Origin of the sequence: uncultured Frigoribacterium sp. (assembly GCF_963515265.1) — a bacterium.
Classification (GTDB): domain Bacteria; phylum Actinomycetota; class Actinomycetes; order Actinomycetales; family Microbacteriaceae; genus Frigoribacterium.
Window position 1 is genome coordinate 1 of the sequence record NZ_CAUPYL010000038.1, and the last position, 17,045, is coordinate 17,045.

13 protein-coding genes are annotated in these 17,045 nt (G+C 70.6%); 6 read left to right on the forward strand and 7 right to left on the reverse strand.

What is annotated here, in order from left to right; translation table 11 throughout:
- Window positions 1-271: hypothetical protein (locus tag RWM17_RS05635; RefSeq protein ID WP_314102058.1), on the reverse strand; the 271-nt coding region annotated here is incomplete at its 3' end.
- Window positions 272-353: 82 nt separating this feature from the next.
- Window positions 354-2,027, reverse strand: a complete 1,674-nt coding sequence (locus tag RWM17_RS05640; RefSeq protein ID WP_314102059.1) for an ATPase, T2SS/T4P/T4SS family — start codon at window positions 2,025-2,027, stop codon at window positions 354-356.
- Window positions 2,028-2,394: 367 nt separating this feature from the next.
- Here RWM17_RS05640 and RWM17_RS05645 point away from each other — a divergent pair, with 367 nt between their 5' ends.
- From RWM17_RS05645 to RWM17_RS05660, 4 genes are all read left to right on the forward strand, one after another.
- Window positions 2,395-3,141, forward strand: a complete 747-nt coding sequence (locus tag RWM17_RS05645) for a hypothetical protein (RefSeq protein WP_314102060.1) — start codon at window positions 2,395-2,397, stop codon at window positions 3,139-3,141.
- Window positions 3,141-3,755 (forward strand): ATP/GTP-binding protein, encoded by a 615-nt coding sequence (locus RWM17_RS05650; protein ID WP_314102061.1) that lies wholly within the window; start codon window positions 3,141-3,143, stop codon window positions 3,753-3,755. The genes RWM17_RS05645 and RWM17_RS05650 overlap by 1 nt, the downstream gene beginning before the upstream one ends.
- A complete protein-coding gene (locus RWM17_RS05655) occupies window positions 3,752-4,252 on the forward strand; it encodes a roadblock/LC7 domain-containing protein (RefSeq protein WP_314102062.1) in 501 nt (166 codons plus the stop codon). Before RWM17_RS05650 ends, RWM17_RS05655 begins: the two co-directional genes overlap by 4 nt.
- A gap of 179 nt (window positions 4,253-4,431) precedes the next feature.
- Window positions 4,432-4,791, forward strand: coding sequence for a hypothetical protein (locus tag RWM17_RS05660; RefSeq protein ID WP_192169980.1), 360 nt, complete (start codon window positions 4,432-4,434; stop codon window positions 4,789-4,791).
- Between the two features lie 140 nt (window positions 4,792-4,931).
- On the opposite strand, the gene RWM17_RS05665 is transcribed toward RWM17_RS05660, so the two are convergent.
- Window positions 4,932-5,471, reverse strand: coding sequence for a GNAT family N-acetyltransferase (locus RWM17_RS05665; protein ID WP_123547665.1), 540 nt, complete (start codon window positions 5,469-5,471; stop codon window positions 4,932-4,934).
- Window positions 5,472-5,638: 167 nt separating this feature from the next.
- Here RWM17_RS05665 and map point away from each other — a divergent pair, with 167 nt between their 5' ends.
- On the forward strand, window positions 5,639-6,409 hold the full coding sequence (gene map, locus RWM17_RS05670) for a type I methionyl aminopeptidase (RefSeq protein WP_314102063.1): 771 nt from the start codon (window positions 5,639-5,641) through the stop codon (window positions 6,407-6,409).
- Window positions 6,410-6,521: 112 nt separating this feature from the next.
- On the opposite strand, the gene RWM17_RS05675 is transcribed toward map, so the two are convergent.
- From RWM17_RS05675 to rpoB, 3 genes are all read right to left on the reverse strand, one after another.
- Window positions 6,522-7,652 carry an N-acetyltransferase gene (locus RWM17_RS05675; RefSeq protein ID WP_314102064.1) on the reverse strand — a complete coding sequence of 377 codons (1,131 nt, stop codon included), beginning with the start codon at window positions 7,650-7,652 and terminating at the stop codon, window positions 6,522-6,524.
- Between the two features lie 200 nt (window positions 7,653-7,852).
- Window positions 7,853-11,734 carry a DNA-directed RNA polymerase subunit beta' gene (locus RWM17_RS05680; RefSeq protein WP_133738215.1) on the reverse strand — a complete coding sequence of 1,294 codons (3,882 nt, stop codon included), beginning with the start codon at window positions 11,732-11,734 and terminating at the stop codon, window positions 7,853-7,855.
- A 49-nt stretch (window positions 11,735-11,783) separates the two neighbouring features.
- Complete coding sequence (rpoB, locus tag RWM17_RS05685; protein ID WP_123547660.1) at window positions 11,784-15,275, reverse strand: DNA-directed RNA polymerase subunit beta; 3,492 nt, start codon at window positions 15,273-15,275, stop codon at window positions 11,784-11,786.
- A gap of 340 nt (window positions 15,276-15,615) precedes the next feature.
- Here rpoB and RWM17_RS05690 point away from each other — a divergent pair, with 340 nt between their 5' ends.
- On the forward strand, window positions 15,616-16,473 hold the full coding sequence (locus RWM17_RS05690) for a fused MFS/spermidine synthase (RefSeq protein WP_314102065.1): 858 nt from the start codon (window positions 15,616-15,618) through the stop codon (window positions 16,471-16,473).
- Between the two features lie 136 nt (window positions 16,474-16,609).
- On the opposite strand, the gene csrA is transcribed toward RWM17_RS05690, so the two are convergent.
- Window positions 16,610-16,864 (reverse strand): carbon storage regulator CsrA, encoded by a 255-nt coding sequence (gene csrA / locus RWM17_RS05695; protein ID WP_123547658.1) that lies wholly within the window; start codon window positions 16,862-16,864, stop codon window positions 16,610-16,612.
- Window positions 16,865-17,045: the final 181 nt, after the last annotated feature.

The window sequence follows — 17,045 nt, forward strand, 5'->3', positions numbered from 1 at the left end:
CCTCGAGGGCGCTCGCGAGCCGCGCGGCGCGACGGCTGGTGGGTGCGGGGGTGGGGCTCCAGCCGAGCACCGCCTCCCCGCCGGCGTCGTCCATCGTGTAGACCGGGCCGCGGTCGGCCTCGTCGATGTGCGGCGCCAGCGTCGGCGGCGCCTTGGGCAGCTCCCACTCGGTCGCGGGGGTGTGGGTGCTCAGGTCGTTGCCGGGCGTGCCCGGGGTCCAGCCGTCGGCCGGGTCGACCTGGTCGGGGATCTCGAAGACGTTGTCGCTCATGCGGGCGTTCCCTCGGGTGCGGTGCGGCGGGCGGTGCGGACGGGTGCGGTGCGGGTCGTGCGGATGCGGGCGGCGGGGGCGCTCACGCGACGACCCGCAGGATCTCTTCGACGCTGGTCAGGCCGAGCTTCGCCTTGGCCCAGCCGTCGTGGCGGAGGCTGACCATGCCCTGCTCGGTGGCGACCCGGGCGATCTCGGCGCTCGACGCACGCGAGACGGCGAGGCGCTCGATCTCCTCGGAGACGCTCATCACCTCGTGCAGGGCGATGCGGCCGCGGTAGCCGGTGTTGGAGCACTGCGCGCAGCCGACGGGCTGGTAGACGAGCGGCGCGGGCTCGTCGAGGCGCACCGGGAACCGCAGGTGCTCGAGCTGGCGGGGCGTGTACGAGGTCGGCGTCTTGCAGCGGTCGCAGAGGCGACGCGCGAGTCGCTGGGCGACGACGCAGTCGATCGCGCTGCCGACGAGGAACGGCTCGATGCCCATCTCGGTGAGGCGGGTGATCGCGCTGGGGGCGTCGTTCGTGTGCAGGGTGCTGAGCACGAGGTGGCCGGTCAGCGACGCCTCGATGGCGATCTGCGCGGTCTCGTGGTCGCGGATCTCGCCGAGCAGGACGACGTCGGGGTCGGACCGCAGGATGCTCCGCAGCGCCCCGGCGAAGGTGAGGCCCGCCTTGGGGTTCACCTGCACCTGGTTGATGCCGTCCATCCGGTACTCGACCGGGTCCTCGACGGTGATGACGTTGATCTCGGGACGCGCGACCGCGTTGAGGGTCGTGTACAGCGTCGTCGACTTGCCCGAGCCGGTGGGGCCGGTGACGAGGATCATGCCGTAGGGCTTCGAGTACGACGCGGCGTAGACGTCGAAGTTGCGCTCGAGCAGGTTGAGGTCGCGGAGGCTCATCGACGTGTTCGAGTTGTCGAGGATCCGCATGACGACCTTCTCGCCCCACACGGTCGGCAGGGTCGCGACGCGCAGGTCGATCTGGCGGCCGCCGTGGCGGACCGACATGCGGCCGTCCTGCGGGCGTCGACGCTCGGCGATGTCGATCTCGCTCATGATCTTGAGGCGCGAGATCACGCCGTTCTGGATGGCCTTGGGGGCCGGCTGCATCTCGTGCAGCACCCCGTCGATGCGGTAGCGGATGCGCACGTCGTGCTCGGCCGGCTCGATGTGGATGTCGGAGGCGTGGTCGGTGATGGCCTGGCTGACGAGCAGGTTGACGAAGCGCACGATGGGCACGTCGTCGTCGGGACCGGAGGAGGCGATGTCGGCCTGGGCGGCCTCGACCGCGCTGGTCTCCTCCTCGAGCGTCGAGGTGAGGTCGTTGAGCTCGTCGTCGGCACGGAGGTAGCGGTCGAGCGCGGCCTGCAGGTCGGCGCGGTCGGCGAGCACCGGCTCGACGCCGATGCGGAGCGCGGCGCGCACGTCGTCGATCGCGAACACGTCGCCCGGGTCGGCCATCGCGAGCAGGAGGAGGCCGTCGCGCACCGCGATCGGCAGCACGCTGTGCCGGCGACAGACGGCGGCGGGCACCATCGTCACGGCGGCGCGGTCGACGGGGTAGTCGACGAGCTCGACGAAGTCGACGCCGTTGGCCTGGGCCCGGGCGCGGGCGACCTGCGCGGGGGTCACGGTGCCGGACTCGAGCAGCTCCCTGATGGACGCCTCCTCGTCGGCGCCCCGGCGCCCCACGCGGTCGAGGTGCTCCATGGGCAGCAGCCCGTGCAGGATCAGGATCTCGGTCATCGAAGCCACGGGTGCATCTCCTCGGTACGCGCGCCCGGCATGTCGGGGTCCTGGCGGCAGGTCCTCGGGAGTCGTCCCGAGCAGTCGCCACGCTACGGCGGGGCCGCCTCGCCGACACGTCCCAGTGAGGGTGCCCCCCGTCTGCGTCACAGCCCTCCGCGGCGGGCTCCGCATCGGCTCTCCCCACTGGGACGAGGAGGCGCGGCGACCGCCCAGAAAGGGGGTCGCCGACGCCCAGAACAGGGGGTGGCACGCCGCCGGACACGACTGGTCTAGTGGACGACGGCGATCCTGGGCCCGACGACACGTGTGGCCCAGTTCACGGATGACGACCGCCGAACCCCCCTAGGAGCCACGCACGATGCACGGTCACGAGATGACGTTCGAGCCTGCCCGGACCGCGCCAGCGGACCCGCAGGCCCCCCACACGGGCAGCGCCCCCGGCCCCGAGACGACGGGCATCACCGTGCCGTCGTTCGGCTGGACCGGCGTGGCCATCGCCCTCCACCGCCTCCAGCAGCAGCCGACCGCGTCGATCGTGGTCGTCCGCCAGGCCGACCACCTGCCCCTCGTCGTCGACGTGGAGACGAACGCCTACTGGTGGGACACCCCCCTGACGGCGTTCCCCGCCGAGCCCGTCGACATCGACGTGGTCGTCGAGGCCAAGGACCCCGCCGTCGAGGCGTCCCGCCCGCCCGGCACCGACCTGGACGCGCTGCTCTGGCTGATAGGGAACAACTCGTTCCTGGGCGAGCTCGCCTGGTGGCTGCAGCGCGACGACCGCTACAAGCTGGTGCGCTGGCCCAACTTCACGATGCTGACGCACACCCCGGAGCAGATGCGGATGACCGCGATGCTCGGCTACACGTTCCTCCCGGTCGGCGAGCTGGCCAACGCGAGCGAGTCGGACCCGGCCGAGGCCCGGCGCCTGGTAAACGCGTTCAGCCTGATGCGCCTGCTGCGCGCCGAGTCGCCCGAGCCGGCCGCGGTCGCCGCCGGCGGCTCGTCGTCGGCGTCGGCGTCCTCTGCCTCGTCGTCCTCCGGCCCCGACCACGTCCGGGTCGCCCCGCAGCCCCGCCGCGGCGGCCTGTTCAGCCGTCTGCGCGACCGGCTCGGCCTCTGATGGCCGAGCACGTCATCCTCTTCGGCGGCCCGATGGGCGCCGGCAAGACGACCGCGATCGAGACGCTCAGCGAGACCGAGGTCGTCCGCACGGAGGCCGCGAACACCGACCGGGCCACCGCCGACAAGGACACCACGACGGTCGCCCTCGACTACGGCGAGATCACCCTCGGCGAGACCGACAAGGTGCGCCTCTACGGCATCCCCGGCCAGCAGCGGTTCGACTTCATGTGGACGATCCTCAAGGAGCGCGCCAAGGGCATGGTGCTGCTCGTCAACAACGACGCCGCCGACCCGGTGGGCGAGATGCTGACGTTCCTCGACGAGTTCCGCGACCTCTACGACCGCGGCGGCGTCGTCGTCGCGGCGACGCGCTCCGACGTCTCGGCCACCCCGACGGTGGCCGACTACTCGGCGGCGCTGACCGAGCGCCGCCCCGACCTGGTCGTGCCGGTGTTCACGGTCGACCCCCGACAGGAAGACCAGATGCGCACCGTCCTCATGACGCTCGTCGCCAACATCGAGATGCGCGAGATGTTCGCTGCACCGGCTGCTGCCGCTGCTGCCTCCGCCGCGCCCCTCGCCGCCCAGCCCGCCGTGGCGGTGGCCGAGTGAGCCTCGCGCCCCACCTCGACCCCGTCGTCGTCGACCTCGGCCGTCAGGCCCTCCTCGCCATGGGCGAGGTGAGCCGCTCGCTCGTCTACGGCTCGTTCCTCACCGACGACGGCTTCGAGGTCGTCCACGTGCCTGACGGCAAGGTCGACGCGAACCGCTTCGCCAGCATGGCCAGCTCGATCCAGGCGCTCAGCGAGGCCGTCGCCCGGGAGGTGCGGATCGGCTCGAGCGAGTACGTCATCATCGCGTCCCAGAAGGGCCACGTCATCCAGCTGCGCGTCCCCGGGCACCCCGTCGTGCTCGGCGCGCTGTTCGACGACGACGAGACGCTCGGCAAGGCCCTCTCGGTCGCGCGCCGCTGCGCCCAGCAGCTGGCCGCCTCCTTGGCCGACCGCCCGGCCGTGCAGCCCGACGCGGCCGCCCACGAGCCGGACGCCGCCGTCGAGCACGGCGACGCACCCGTGCACGCCGACGCCCACGGCGTCCCGGTGCTCTGACCCTGGCCAGGCACGCAGCCCTGCCCCTCCGACCGCTCCGGCCGCACCTCCGCGGCCGGCTGCCGAGCGGTGCCCGCCCGACGCCGGCACCGCTGCCCGCACCACCCCTGACCCGACCAGGTCAGGGCCGGACAGCTCACACCCGAACTGCCCTGACCCGAACAGGAAGCACAGACACCATGGCGAACATCTCCGAGTCCCTCGAGACCCTCCTCACCGTCGACGGCGCGATGGCGGCCGCCGTCGTCGACAGCGCCTCCGGCATGCTGCTCGGCGGCGCCGGCAGCGGCATCGACCTGGAGCTGGCCGCGGCCGGCAACACCGAGGTCGTCCGCGCCAAGCTCAAGACGGCGAAGTCGCTCGGCCTCGCCGACTCGATCGAGGACATCCTCATCACCCTGTCGAGCCAGATCCACATCATCCGGCCCCTCGCCAGCAACCGCGAGGTCTTCATCTACTTCGTGCTCGACCGCTCGAAGGCGAACCTCGCCCTCGCTCGCATGAAGTCCAAGGAGGTCGAGGGCCAGCTGGCCTTCTGACCCACGCCGCGGCTCCCTGCGCCGCAGCACCCCGACGGGGCGTCGACCACTGAGGTCGGCGCCCCGTCGTCGTGCGCCGGTGCGGGCGGATGCGGGGCGGTGCGGGCGGGTGCGGGCCGGTGCGGGCGGGTACGGGCCGCTCAGTCGAGGAGGCGCTGGTACAGCACGTGCTCGCGCCACTCCCCCGCGATGCGGAGGTAGCCCGGCGCCGTGCCGTACTGCTCGAAGCCCGAGGCGGCGAGCACGGCACGCGACCCCGCGTTGTGCGGCAGGGCGCTCGCCTCGAGGCGGTGCAGGCGGAGGGCGGTCGCCGCGAGGTCGACCACGACCGCCAACGCCGCCTTCGCCAGGCCCTGCCCCGTCCGCTCCCGGTCGACCCAGTAGCCGACGGCCGCCTTCTGAAGGGGCCCGCGCACGATCTGGTTGAGCGCGATCGTGCCGACCACGCGGTCGCCCTCCATCAGGTGGAACGGCTGCTGCTCGCCGGCGGCGGCCGACGCGATGCGCGCCGTGAGCATCGCACGCTGGCCGGCGGGCTCGAAGAACGACGGCGCGCGCTCCGGGTCCCACGGCGCGAGGTGCTCGCGGTTGCGCCGGTGCGCCTCGGCGAGGGCGGCGGCGTCGCCGACCCGCGCCTCCCGCAGGAGGACGGTGTCGGTGAGGGCCTGCTCGAACTGCACTCCCCGACCCTAGGCCGCGCCCGTGCCGGGCGCCGCGGACGGTGACGCGAGCGTCGTGGGACGCCGACGGCGGGGGCCCACGCCCACGGCGTCCCTCGTCGCCGACGCCGTAGCATTGACAGGTCAGTTGCCCCGCCGCCAGCCGGCAGACCCGAGGAGACGCCCCCGTGATCGAGATCTTCAGCCCCGCCGAGCTGGGCCGTGCCCGCGACTCCGGCGCGCTGGTCGGGCACATCCTGCACACGGTCTCGCAGCGCGTCGTGGTCGGCACGAACCTGCTCGAGATCGACGAGTGGACGCGCGAGATGATCCTCGAGGCCGGTGCCGAGTCCTGCTACGTCGACTACGCGCCGTCGTTCGGCCGCGGGCCGTTCGGGCACTGGATCTGCACGGCGGTCAACGACGCCGTGCTGCACGGCCTGCCCCACGACTACGCCCTGCGCGACGGCGACCTGCTCACGCTCGACCTCGCGGTCGTGCTGAACGGCATCGCGGCCGACTCCGCCCTGAGCTTCGTCGTCGGCACCTCGCGCCCCGCGGGCAGCACCGAGCTGATCGAGACGACCGAGCGCGCCCTGGCCGCCGCGATCGCCGCCGCCGTGCCCGGCGCGAAGATGGGCGACGTCTCGTACGCCATCGGCTCGGTGCTGACCGGGGCGGGCTACCCCGTGAACGTCCAGTTCGGCGGTCACGGCATCGGCTCGACCATGCACCAGGACCCGCACGTCGCCAACATCGGCCGCCCCGGCCGCGGCTACAAGCTGCGTCCCGGGCTGCTGCTCGCCCTCGAGCCGTGGGTCATGGCCGACACCGACGAGCTGGTCACCGACGACGACGGCTGGACCCTCCGCAGCGCGACCGGCTGCCTCACGGCGCACAGCGAGCACACGGTCGCCATCACCGAGGACGGCGCGGAGATCCTGACCGTCCGCGGCTAGCGCGTCCTGGCGGGCCGCTCGTCGAGTTGCCGGTTCGCGGGGGCGTGGGGCGCGCAGATGCCCGCGAAGCGGCAACTCGAGTCGTCGGGCACGCGTGCGGCGCGCGGGGGCGTCAGTACTCGCGGAGGTACGCGGCGCGACGGCCCGCGACCGTGAAGCCAGCACGCTCGTAGAGCCCGACGGCGCCCGTGGGGCTCGTCGAGTCGACGTCGAGCACGCAGAGCTCGAAGCCCTCGTCGGCCTGCCGGGCGAGGGCCGTCGCGAGCAGCGACTGCGCCAGGTGTCGGCCGCGCCAGGCCCGCCGGACGCCCACGTAGTCGACGTGCGCGCTGCGGCCGCCGTGGGCCGGCCACTGCTCGGGCTCGACGGTGGTGAGCACGAAGGCGACCACCTCCTCCTCGCCGTCGTCGCCCCCGGCGACCGCCACGAACGACAGGTCGGGGCGGAACGTCGCCGCGCCGACGAGCATGCGCCACACCTCGGGCGTGCTCGCCTGGCTGCCCCAGTGGTCGACGAAGGCCTCGTTGCGGGCCAGCCGGGTCGCCTCCTCACGGTGCGTCGAGTACTGCTCGAGCCGCACCGCGGGGTCGAGGGGCACGGCCTCGACCGGGCGGGTCAGGTCACGGCTGAGCGTGCTCCACCACCGGGCGGGGCCGAAGCCCTGGCGCTGCAGCAGGGCCGCGTGGCTCTCCGCCTCCTGCTCGACGCCCGCCGCCAGCACCGCGGGCAGGACGTCGTCCGCACCGGAGAGGTGCTGCTCGCCGCGCAGCCGCTGCCACTCGACGAGGTCGTGCCCGAGGCCCGTCCCGCGCCGACGCGGGTCGACACCGCCGTCGACCGACACGCGCACGACCGACTCGCGGACGGGCCAGAGGAAGCTGAGGCCCCAGGCCACCAGCTGGCCGTCCCCCTCGTCGGCCACGAGGGAGTCGCGCTCGAGGTCGATGCCGGGCATCTCGAGCAGCTGGCGCATCGACGACAGCGACGTCACGTGCAGCGGGTGGTCGGCCGACGCCACGCGCCCGTCGAGCGCGTGCAGCGCCCCGAGGTCGGCGAGGGTCGCCGGGCGCCAGCGCAGGCCGTCGCGGTCACGAGGGAGGGGCGCGTCCGGCCTCGGGACCCTGGCGCTGACGGGAAGGTCGACCGCGTCGAGCCGGACCCCAGCCGCTGCCTCGCCCCGAGCGACCGTGGACTCGGCGGGCTCGGCGGAGGGGGACGACTGTGCGGAGTGCTCGGTGCTCATCGCTCCATACTGCCCGGTCTCAGGAGCCGCTCAGGTCACGGGACCGCGCGCGAGCCTGCGAGAGCGACCCGCGCCTCCCCTGGGTCGCCCGGGAACGACGACGGGCCCCGTCCCTCGCGCGGTGCGAGGGCCGGGGCCCGTCGTCGTGCCTGCCGGCTCCGCAGGTCGTCAGACCCGCGGCGCCGTCATGGCGATCCCGATCAGTTGTAGGTGCCGGGGGTGAAGTCGTCCGACGAGAACGAGTCGAAGTCCACGAAGCTGAGGTCAGCCTCGGTGAACGACGCGTCGTCCGTGAACACGCGGTTGGGGTACCGCTCGGCCTTCGCTTCTTCCGTCGCCTCGACCGAGACGTCGCGGTAGCGCGACAGCCCTGTTCCGGCGGGGATCAGCTTTCCGATGATCACGTTCTCCTTCAGACCGACCAGGGGGTCGCTCTTGCCCTCCATCGCAGCCTGCGTGAGCACGCGGGTCGTCTCCTGGAAGGAGGCGGCCGACAGCCACGACTCGGTCGCGAGCGAGGCCTTGGTGATGCCCATGACCTCCTGGCGGGCGGACGCGGTCCGCTTGCCCTCGGTCAGCGCCGCACGGTTGATCTCGTTGTACTTCGACCGGTCGACGAGCTCACCGGGGAGCAGGTCGGTGTCGGCGTGGTCGACGACGGTGACCTTGCGGAGCATCTGACGGACGATGACCTCGATGTGCTTGTCGTGGATCGGCACGCCCTGCGAACGGTAGACGTCCTGGACGCCCCCGACGAGGTGCTGCTGAACCGCACGGACGCCCTTGACTCGCAGGACCTCCTTCGGGTCGACCGCACCGGCGATGATCTGCGCACCGAGCTCGACGTGCTGACCGTCCTCGACGAGGAGGGTCGAGCGCTTGAGCACGGGGTAGATGACCGGCTCGTCGCCGTTGTCGAGGTTGAGGATGACCCGTCGGGCCTTGTCCGTGTCCTCGATCGTGATGCGACCGGCACCGTCGGCGATCGGGGACGCACCCTTGGGGGTACGTGCCTCGAACAGCTCCGTCACGCGGGGCAGGCCCTGCGTGATGTCGTCGGCCGAGGCCGAACCGCCGGTGTGGAAGGTGCGCATCGTCAGCTGCGTGCCGGGCTCGCCGATCGACTGGGCCGCGATGATGCCGACGGCCTCGCCGATGTCGACCAGGTTGCCGGTCGCGAGCGAGCGGCCGTAGCACTGGGCGCAGACGCCGACCGCGGCCTCGCAGGTGAGCACGGAACGGACCTTGATGGTCTCGACCCCTGCCGCCACGAGCTCGTCGATCAGCACGTCTCCGACGTCGGCGCCGGCCTCGGCCAGCACGGTGCCCTTCGCGTCGACGGCCGCGGCCGCCAGCGAACGGGCGAACACGGTGTTCTCGACGGTCGCGTCGCGCACCATGACGCCGTCGGCGTCGGGTGCGGCGATGGGCATCTCGAGACCGCGCGAGGTGCCGCAGTCGTCCTCACGGATGATGACGTCCTGCGAGACGTCGACGAGTCGACGGGTCAGGTACCCCGAGTCGGCCGTACGGAGGGCCGTGTCGGCCAGTCCCTTGCGGGCACCGTGCGTCGCGATGAAGTACTCGGCCACCGAGAGGCCCTCGCGGTACGACGAGATGATCGGGCGGGGGATGATGTCGCCCTTCGGGTTGTTCACGAGGCCTCGCATGCCGGCGATGTTGCGCACCTGCAGCCAGTTCCCTCGGGCACCCGAGGTGACCATGCGGTTGATCGTGTTGTCGACCGGGAAGTTCGCCCGCATCTCGGCGGCGACCTCGTTCGTGGCCTCCGTCCAGATCTTGATCAGGTCCGCACGACGCTCGGCGTCGCTGATGAGGCCCTTGTCGAACTCGGACTGGACCGCTGCGGCCTGCTTCTCGTAGCCCGCCACGATCTCCGGCTTGCGCGGAGGCGTGAGGACGTCGGAGAGGGCGACCGTGACACCGGAGCGCGAGGCCCAGTAGAAGCCCGCGTCCTTGATGTTGTCCAGGGCAGCCGCGACGGCGACCTTGGGGTAGCGCTCGGCGAGGTCGTTGACGATCGTCGAGAGCATGCCCTTGTCGGTCACCTGCTGCACGAACGGGTAGTCCGCCGGCAGGTTCTCGTTGAAGAGCGCGCGACCGAGGGTCGTGTCGAGCAGGATGTCCTGTCCGACCTCGTAGCCCTCGGGAGCCTCGCCCTCGGCGAAGTGCACGCCGTTCATGCGGATCTTGGCCATCGCGTTCAGGTCGAGCGTGCCCTGGTCCTTGGCGAGGATCGCCTCGGACACGGACGAGAAGGCACGGCCCTCGCCGACTGCGCCCTCGGTGACCGTCGTCAGGTAGTGCAGGCCGATGATCATGTCCTGTGCGGGCAGGGTCACCGGTCGGCCGTCGGACGGCTTCAGGATGTTGTTCGACGCGAGCATCAGGATGCGCGCCTCGGCCTGGGCCTCGACGGACAGCGGCAGGTGCACGGCCATCTGGTCGCCGTCGAAGTCGGCGTTGAACGCCGCGCAGACGAGCGGGTGCAGCTGGATGGCCTTGCCCTCGACCAGCTGGGGCTCGAAGGCCTGGATGCCGAGACGGTGCAGCGTGGGCGCGCGGTTCAGCAGCACGGGGCGCTCGCGGATGATCTCCTCGAGGACGTCCCACACCTGCGGGCGCGAACGCTCGACCATGCGCTTGGCGCTCTTGATGTTCTGAGCGTGCGACAGGTCGATCAGGCGCTTGATCACGAACGGCTTGAACAGCTCGAGCGCCATCTGCTTGGGCAGACCGCACTGGTGCAGCTTGAGCGTCGGGCCGACGATGATGACCGAACGGCCGGAGTAGTCGACGCGCTTGCCGAGCAGGTTCTGGCGGAACCGACCCTGCTTTCCCTTGAGCATGTCGCTCAGGGACTTCAGGGCGCGGTTGCCGGTGCCCGTGACGGGACGGCCGCGGCGACCGTTGTCGAAGAGCGCGTCCACCGCCTCCTGCAGCATCCGCTTCTCGTTGTTGACGATGATCTCGGGGGCACCGAGGTCGAGCAGTCGACGGAGGCGGTTGTTGCGGTTGATGACGCGACGGTAGAGGTCGTTCAGGTCGGACGTCGCGAAGCGGCCACCGTCGAGCTGCACCATCGGGCGCAGCTCGGGCGGGATCACCGGCACGACGTCGAGCACCATCGCGGCGGGCGAGTTGCCCGTGGCGAGGAAGGAGCTGACGACGCGCAGGCGCTTGATCGCGCGGATCTTCTTCTGGCCCTTGCCCTCCGAGATCTGCAGGTGCAGGTTCTCGGCCTCGGTGGTCAGGTCGAAGCCCTCGAGGCGCTTCTTGATGGCCTCGGCGCCCATGTGGGCCTCGAAGTACATGCCGAAGCGGTCCTGGAGCTCGTGGAAGACGGCGTCCTCGGGCTTGAGGTCGCCCACCTTGAGCGTGCGGAAGTCCTCCCACACGCGCTCGAGGCGGTTGATGTCCTCGTCGAAGGCCTTGCGGGTCTGGCCCATCTCCTTCTCGGCGACGTCCTTCGCACGACGCTTCTGGTCGCTCTTCGCACCCTCTTCTTCAAGAGCGGCGAGGTCGACCTCGAGCTTCTGCAGACGGTCGGCGATGCGCGTGTCGCGCTGCGTCTCGAGCTGCTTGATCTCGAGGCGGAGCTCGTTCTCGAGTCCGGGCATGTCGGCGTGACGGCCCTCGTCGTCGATCGAGATCACCATGTAGGCGGCGAAGTAGATGACCTTCTCGAGGTCCTTCGGCGCCATGTCGAGCAGGTAGCCGAGGCGCGACGGGACGCCCTTGAAGTACCAGATGTGCGTGACGGGAGCGGCGAGCTCGATGTGGCCCATGCGCTCACGGCGCACCGACGACTTCGTGACCTCGACGCCGCAGCGCTCGCAGACGATGCCCTTGAAGCGGACGCGCTTGTACTTGCCGCACGCGCACTCCCAGTCACGCGACGGCCCGAAGATCTGCTCTCCGAAGAGGCCGTCCTTCTCGGGCTTCAGCGTGCGGTAGTTGATGGTCTCCGGCTTCTTGACCTCACCGTGCGACCAGGCACGGATGTTCTCGGCCGTGGCGAGGCCGATCCGCAGCTCATCGAAAGTTGTTGCTTCGATCAAAATTCAGTCCCTTGTCAGATGTATCGACGTGTCGTTGTGGGAAGGGGGCTTAGATCTCGTCGACGTTCGACGACTCGAAGCGGGAGGAGATGTTGATGCCGAGCTCCTCCGCAGCACGGAAGACCTCGTCGTCCGTGTCGCGCAGGCTGACCGTCTGGCCGTCGGCCGAGAGGACCTCGACGTTCAGGCACAGCGACTGCATCTCCTTGATGAGGACCTTGAAGCTCTCGGGGATGCCGGGCTCCTGGATGTTCTCGCCCTTGACGATCGCCTCGTAGACCTTGACGCGGCCGAGGATGTCGTCGGACTTGATCGTCAGGAGCTCCTGCAGCGCGTACGCGGCGCCGTAGGCCTCGAGGGCCCACACCTCCATCTCTCCGAAGCGCTGTCCGCCGAACTGGGCCTTACCGCCCAGGGGCTGCTGCGTGATCATCGAGTAGGGGCCCGTCGAACGAGCGTGGATCTTGTCGTCGACGAGGTGGTGCAGCTTCAGGATGTACATGTAGCCGACCGAGATCGGGTTCGGGAAGGGTTCTCCCGAGCGACCGTCGAACAGCATCGTCTTGCCCGAGGAGCCGATCAGGCGGTCGCCGTCACGCGTGGGCAGCGTCGAGTCGAGGAGACCCTCGATCTCGCGCTCGGCAGCGCCGTCGAACACCGGGGTGGCGACCTTCGTGCCGGGAGCCGCGCTGAGCGCCTCCGGCGGGAGGTTCTTGGCCCACTCCTGGATGCCCTCGACGTTCCAGCCCTGCGCCGCGATCCACCCGAGGTGGATCTCGAGCACCTGGCCGAAGTTCATGCGACCGGGGACGCCCAGCGGGTTCAGGATGATGTCGACCGGCGTGCCGTCCGCGAGGAACGGCATGTCCTCGACGGGGAGGATCGTCGAGATGACGCCCTTGTTGCCGTGACGGCCGGCGAGCTTGTCGCCCGCGGTGATCTTGCGTCGCTGCGCGATGAACACCACGACGCGCTGGTTGACGCCCGAGCCGAGCTCGTCGTCGCCGTCCTGCGAGTCGAAGACCTTGACGCCGATGACGGTTCCCTGCTCGCCGTGGGGCACCTTCAGGGACGTGTCGCGGACCTCACGGCTCTTCTCGTTGAAGATGGCGCGCAGGAGGCGCTCCTCGGCCGACAGCTCGGTCTCGCCCTTGGGCGTGACCTTGCCGACGAGGATGTCGCCGGGACGGACCTCGGCACCGATCCGGATGATGCCGCGGTCGTCGAGGTCGGCCAGCAGGTCGGGGCTGACGTTGGGGAGGTCACGGGTGATCTCCTCCTTGCCGAGCTTCGTGTCGCGGGCGTCGACCTCGTACTCCTCGATGTGGATCGAGGAGAGAGTGTCGTCCTTCACGAGGTTCTGCGACAGGATCATCGCGTCCTCGTAGTTGTAGCCCTCCCACGGCATGAACGCGACGAGCAGGTTCTTGCCGAGCGCGAGCTCGCCGTTCTCGGTCGCAGGGCCGTCGGCGATGACCTCGCCGACCTCGATGCGCTGACCGGCGTCGACGATCACGCGGTGGTTGTAGCTGGCGCCCTGGTTCGAGCGGTCGAACTTGCGCAGGTAGTAGTCCTGCGTGCCGCCCTCGTCCAGCTGGACGGTGACGACGTCGGCCGAGACCTCGGTGACGACACCTGCGGCGTCGGCGGTGACGACGTCGCCGGCGTCGATGGCCGTGTAGCCCTCCATGCCGGTGCCGACCAGGGGGCTCTCGCTGCGGACCAGCGGGACGGCCTGACGCTGCATGTTGGCGCCCATGAGGGCGCGGTTGGCGTCGTCGTGCTCGAGGAACGGGATGAGCGAGGTCGCGACCGACACCATCTGGCGCGGCGAGACGTCCATGTAGTCGACCTCGTCCTTCGCGACGAGCTCCACCTCGCCGCCCTTCTTGCGGACCAGCACCTTGTCGTCGACGAAGTTGAAGTCGTCGTCGAGCGGGGCGTTGGCCTGGGCGACGACGAACTCGTCCTCTTCAGAGGCGGTGAGGTAGTCGATCGTGGTGCTGACGTTGCCGCCGTTGACACGACGGTAGGGCGTCTCGATGAAGCCGAACGAGTTGATGCGGGCGAACGACGCGAGCGAGCCGATCAGGCCGATGTTCGGGCCTTCCGGGGTCTCGATCGGGCACATGCGGCCGTAGTGCGACGGGTGGACGTCGCGGACCTCGACGCCGGCGCGCTCGCGGCTCAGGCCACCGGGGCCGAGCGCGCTGAGGCGACGCTTGTGCGTCAGGCCCGACAGCGGGTTGTTCTGGTCCATGAACTGCGAGAGCTGCGACGTGCCGAAGAACTCCTTGATCGCGGCGACGACGGGGCGCACGTTGATCAGGGTCTGCGGGGTGATCGCCTCGATGTCCTGCGTGGTCATGCGCTCGCGGACGACGCGCTCCATGCGGGACAGGCCGGTGCGGACCTGGTTCTGGATCAGCTCGCCGACCGCGCGGATGCGACGGTTGCCGAAGTGGTCGATGTCGTCGACGTCGAGGCGCAGCTCGACGGACTCGCCGTCGCGGGTGCCGTCGATCGTCTTCTGCTCAGCGTGCAGCGAGACCAGGTACTTGATCGTCGCGACGATGTCGTCGACGGTCAGGACCGAGTCGCCGAGGGGCGCGTCGATGCCGAGCTTGCGGTTGATCTTGTAGCGACCCACCTTCGCCAGGTCGTAGCGCTTCGGGTTGAAGTAGAAGTTGTCGAGGAGCGCACGCGCGGCCTCGGCGGCGACCTGCTCGCCGGGACGGAGCTTGCGGTAGATGTCCTTGAGGGCCTCCTCTTTCGTGAGGATGGCGTCCTTCTCGAGGGTGGCCTCGATGGACGCGAAGCCCTGGAACTTCTCCGTGATCTCTTCGCTGGTCAGGCCGAGGGCCTTGAGGAAGACGGTGACGCTCTGCTTGCGCTTGCGGTCGATGCGGACGCCGACCTGGTCGCGCTTGTCGATCTCGAACTCGAGCCAGGCACCGCGGCTGGGGATGACGCGAGCCGAGTAGATGTCCTTGTCGGACGTCTTGTCGGAGGCGCGCTCGAAGTAGACGCCGGGGCTGCGGACCAGCTGCGACACGACGACGCGCTCGGTGCCGTTGATGATGAACGTGCCGCGCTCGGTCATGAGGGGGAAGTCGCCCATGAAGACCGTCTGGGTCTTGATCTCACCGGTGAGGTGGTTCATGAACTCGGCGTTGACGTAGAGGGGGGCGGCGTAGGTCTTGCCGCGCTCCTTGCACTCGTCGATGGAGTACTTCGGGTCCTCGAGCTCGGGAGCCGTGAAGCTGAGCTGCATGGTCTCGCCGAGGTCCTCGATCGGGGAGATCTCCTCGAAGATCTCCTCCAGGCCGGAGTGCAGCGCGAGGTCGGTGCGACCCTGCTCGGTCGCCTCGGCGAGGCGGGTCTTCCAGATGTCGTTGCCGACGAGCCAGTCGAAGCTCTCGGTCTGCAGCGCCAGGAGGTCGGGGACCGTGAGCGTGTCGGTGATCTTGGCGAACGAGAGGCGCGAGGCGCCACGGCCGTTCTTGGGCGAGTTGGTGGATGCGGTGTTCGCAGCAGCCAAGGAAGTTACCTCCGTGGACCCCGTCGGGTCATCACTGTCGGACAGTATGAGTGGGTGGTGAACGGCCCTCCCGGGAACCGTCGGCCGCGCGGCAGGGTCGCTGGACCGTGCCGGAGGCCGAGACCGAGGACGCCCCCGCCGCGATATTCGGGGGACTGTCTCGGATGTGCGTCGTCGACCGAGATATGACGACGGGACGCACGAGGGAGCGCAAAGGTCAATACTATGCAGCTCGGACACGCCTGGCAAGCCCTGTCGTTGACCTCGGGGCTGACCTCGGGTATAACGCAGGCGATCCCGCGGAATTCCGCCCGCGCCTCCTCGGTGGGAGGATCGGGACATGGCCGCACCCCACGACGACCCGCCCGCCGAGGTCTCGATCGGAGCGGGGCTCGCCCGCGTCGACGAAGACAGGCACCGGCCCGGCTCGTTCACCCTCGTCGTCGACGGCACCCCGCAGTCGCACGTCGACCTCGACGATCCCACGCACCTCGCCTTCGAGTACGTACGCCGCATCGGCCACGCCATCGACCTGCTGCCCGAGGGGCCGCTGACGGCCCTGCACCTCGGCGGCGGCGCGCTCACGCTGCCTCGGTACGTCGAGGCGACGAGGCCCGGCTCGCGCCAGCAGGTGATCGAGCTCGAGGCCGACCTGATCGCGCTGGTGCGCGAGCGGCTGCCGTTCCCGAGGGGCGCCTCCATCCGGCTCCGCTACGGGGACGCCCGCGAGGTGATGGAGAAGCTGCCGGCCGGGCTGCGCGGGTCGGTCGACCTGCTCGTCGTCGACGTCTTCGGCGGGTCGCGCATCCCCGCTCACGTGACGAGCCTCGAGTTCTACACGGCCGCCTCCACGTTCCTGTCGCCGACGGGCATGCTGATCGTGAACTCGGCCGACGGGGCCGGGCTGGCCTTCGCCCGCGGGCAGGCGTCGACGTTGTCGACCGTCTTCGAGCACGTCGCCGCGGTCGCCGACCCGGCCACCCTCAAGGGCAGGAGGTTCGGCAACGTCGTGCTGATCGGCTCGCCCTCGCCGCTGCCCACCGACCGCATGCCGCGGCTCTACTCGTCGGACCCGCTGCCGGCGAAGGTCGTGCACGGACGCGAGCTGCGCGACTTCGTCGCCGGGGCGCCGGTCGTCACGGACGCGACCGCGGTGCCGTCGCCGGAGCCGTCGCGGAGCGTGTTCGGGAGCCGCTGAGGCTGCTGGCTGCCTGCTGCCGCCTGCGGGCCATCGCACCGGGTCCCGTACGACGCACCGGGTCTGGACGCGGTGCGGTGCACGAGATGCGGTGCAGTGTCCCGGCGGGCGCGCGGGCGGGCGTACCCGCGGGCCGCTACTGGTCGGCGCGGGGCGCGGGGGCGCCCAGGGCGGCACGGAGGCGGGCCTCGGCGTCGGCCGCGGAGGTCGCGCCGGCGGCCTCGACGTTGGCCTCGGTCACGGCCTTGACGACCTCTTCGCGCTGGATCTTCACGCCGCGGGGGGCGTCGATGCCGATGCGGACGCCGTCACCACGGGAGTCGAGGACGGTGATGACGATGTCGTCACCGATGAGGATCCGCTCCCCGACCTTGCGCGTCAACACCAGCATCCCCCCACCTTAGGAGGTGCGGGGCCGGAGACGGCGCAGACCGGGCGCCCGGCGTGCGGCCACGTCGGGAGTTCGTGTCCCGTCGCGGTCCGCGCCTCAAGGCCCCCCCCCACCCGACGGGGTGGGCGGGACGCGTCGGGGCAGCCGGGGGCCGGCGGGGGCGCCGGGGCGGGCAGGGCGG

Excerpts from the sequence above, each read along its gene's own strand:
- RWM17_RS05645 (WP_314102060.1), top strand. The coding sequence starts at position 2,395 with ATGACGTTCGAGCCTGCCCGGACCGCGCCAGCGGACCCGCAGGCCCCC.
- RWM17_RS05650 (WP_314102061.1), top strand. The coding sequence starts at position 3,141 with ATGGCCGAGCACGTCATCCTCTTCGGCGGCCCGATGGGCGCCGGCAAG.
- RWM17_RS05660 (WP_192169980.1), top strand. The coding sequence starts at position 4,432 with ATGGCGAACATCTCCGAGTCCCTCGAGACCCTCCTCACCGTCGACGGC.
- RWM17_RS05675 (WP_314102064.1), bottom strand. The coding sequence starts at position 7,652 with ATGAGCACCGAGCACTCCGCACAGTCGTCCCCCTCCGCCGAGCCCGCC.
- RWM17_RS05690 (WP_314102065.1), top strand. The coding sequence starts at position 15,616 with ATGGCCGCACCCCACGACGACCCGCCCGCCGAGGTCTCGATCGGAGCG.
- csrA (WP_123547658.1), bottom strand. The coding sequence starts at position 16,864 with ATGCTGGTGTTGACGCGCAAGGTCGGGGAGCGGATCCTCATCGGTGAC.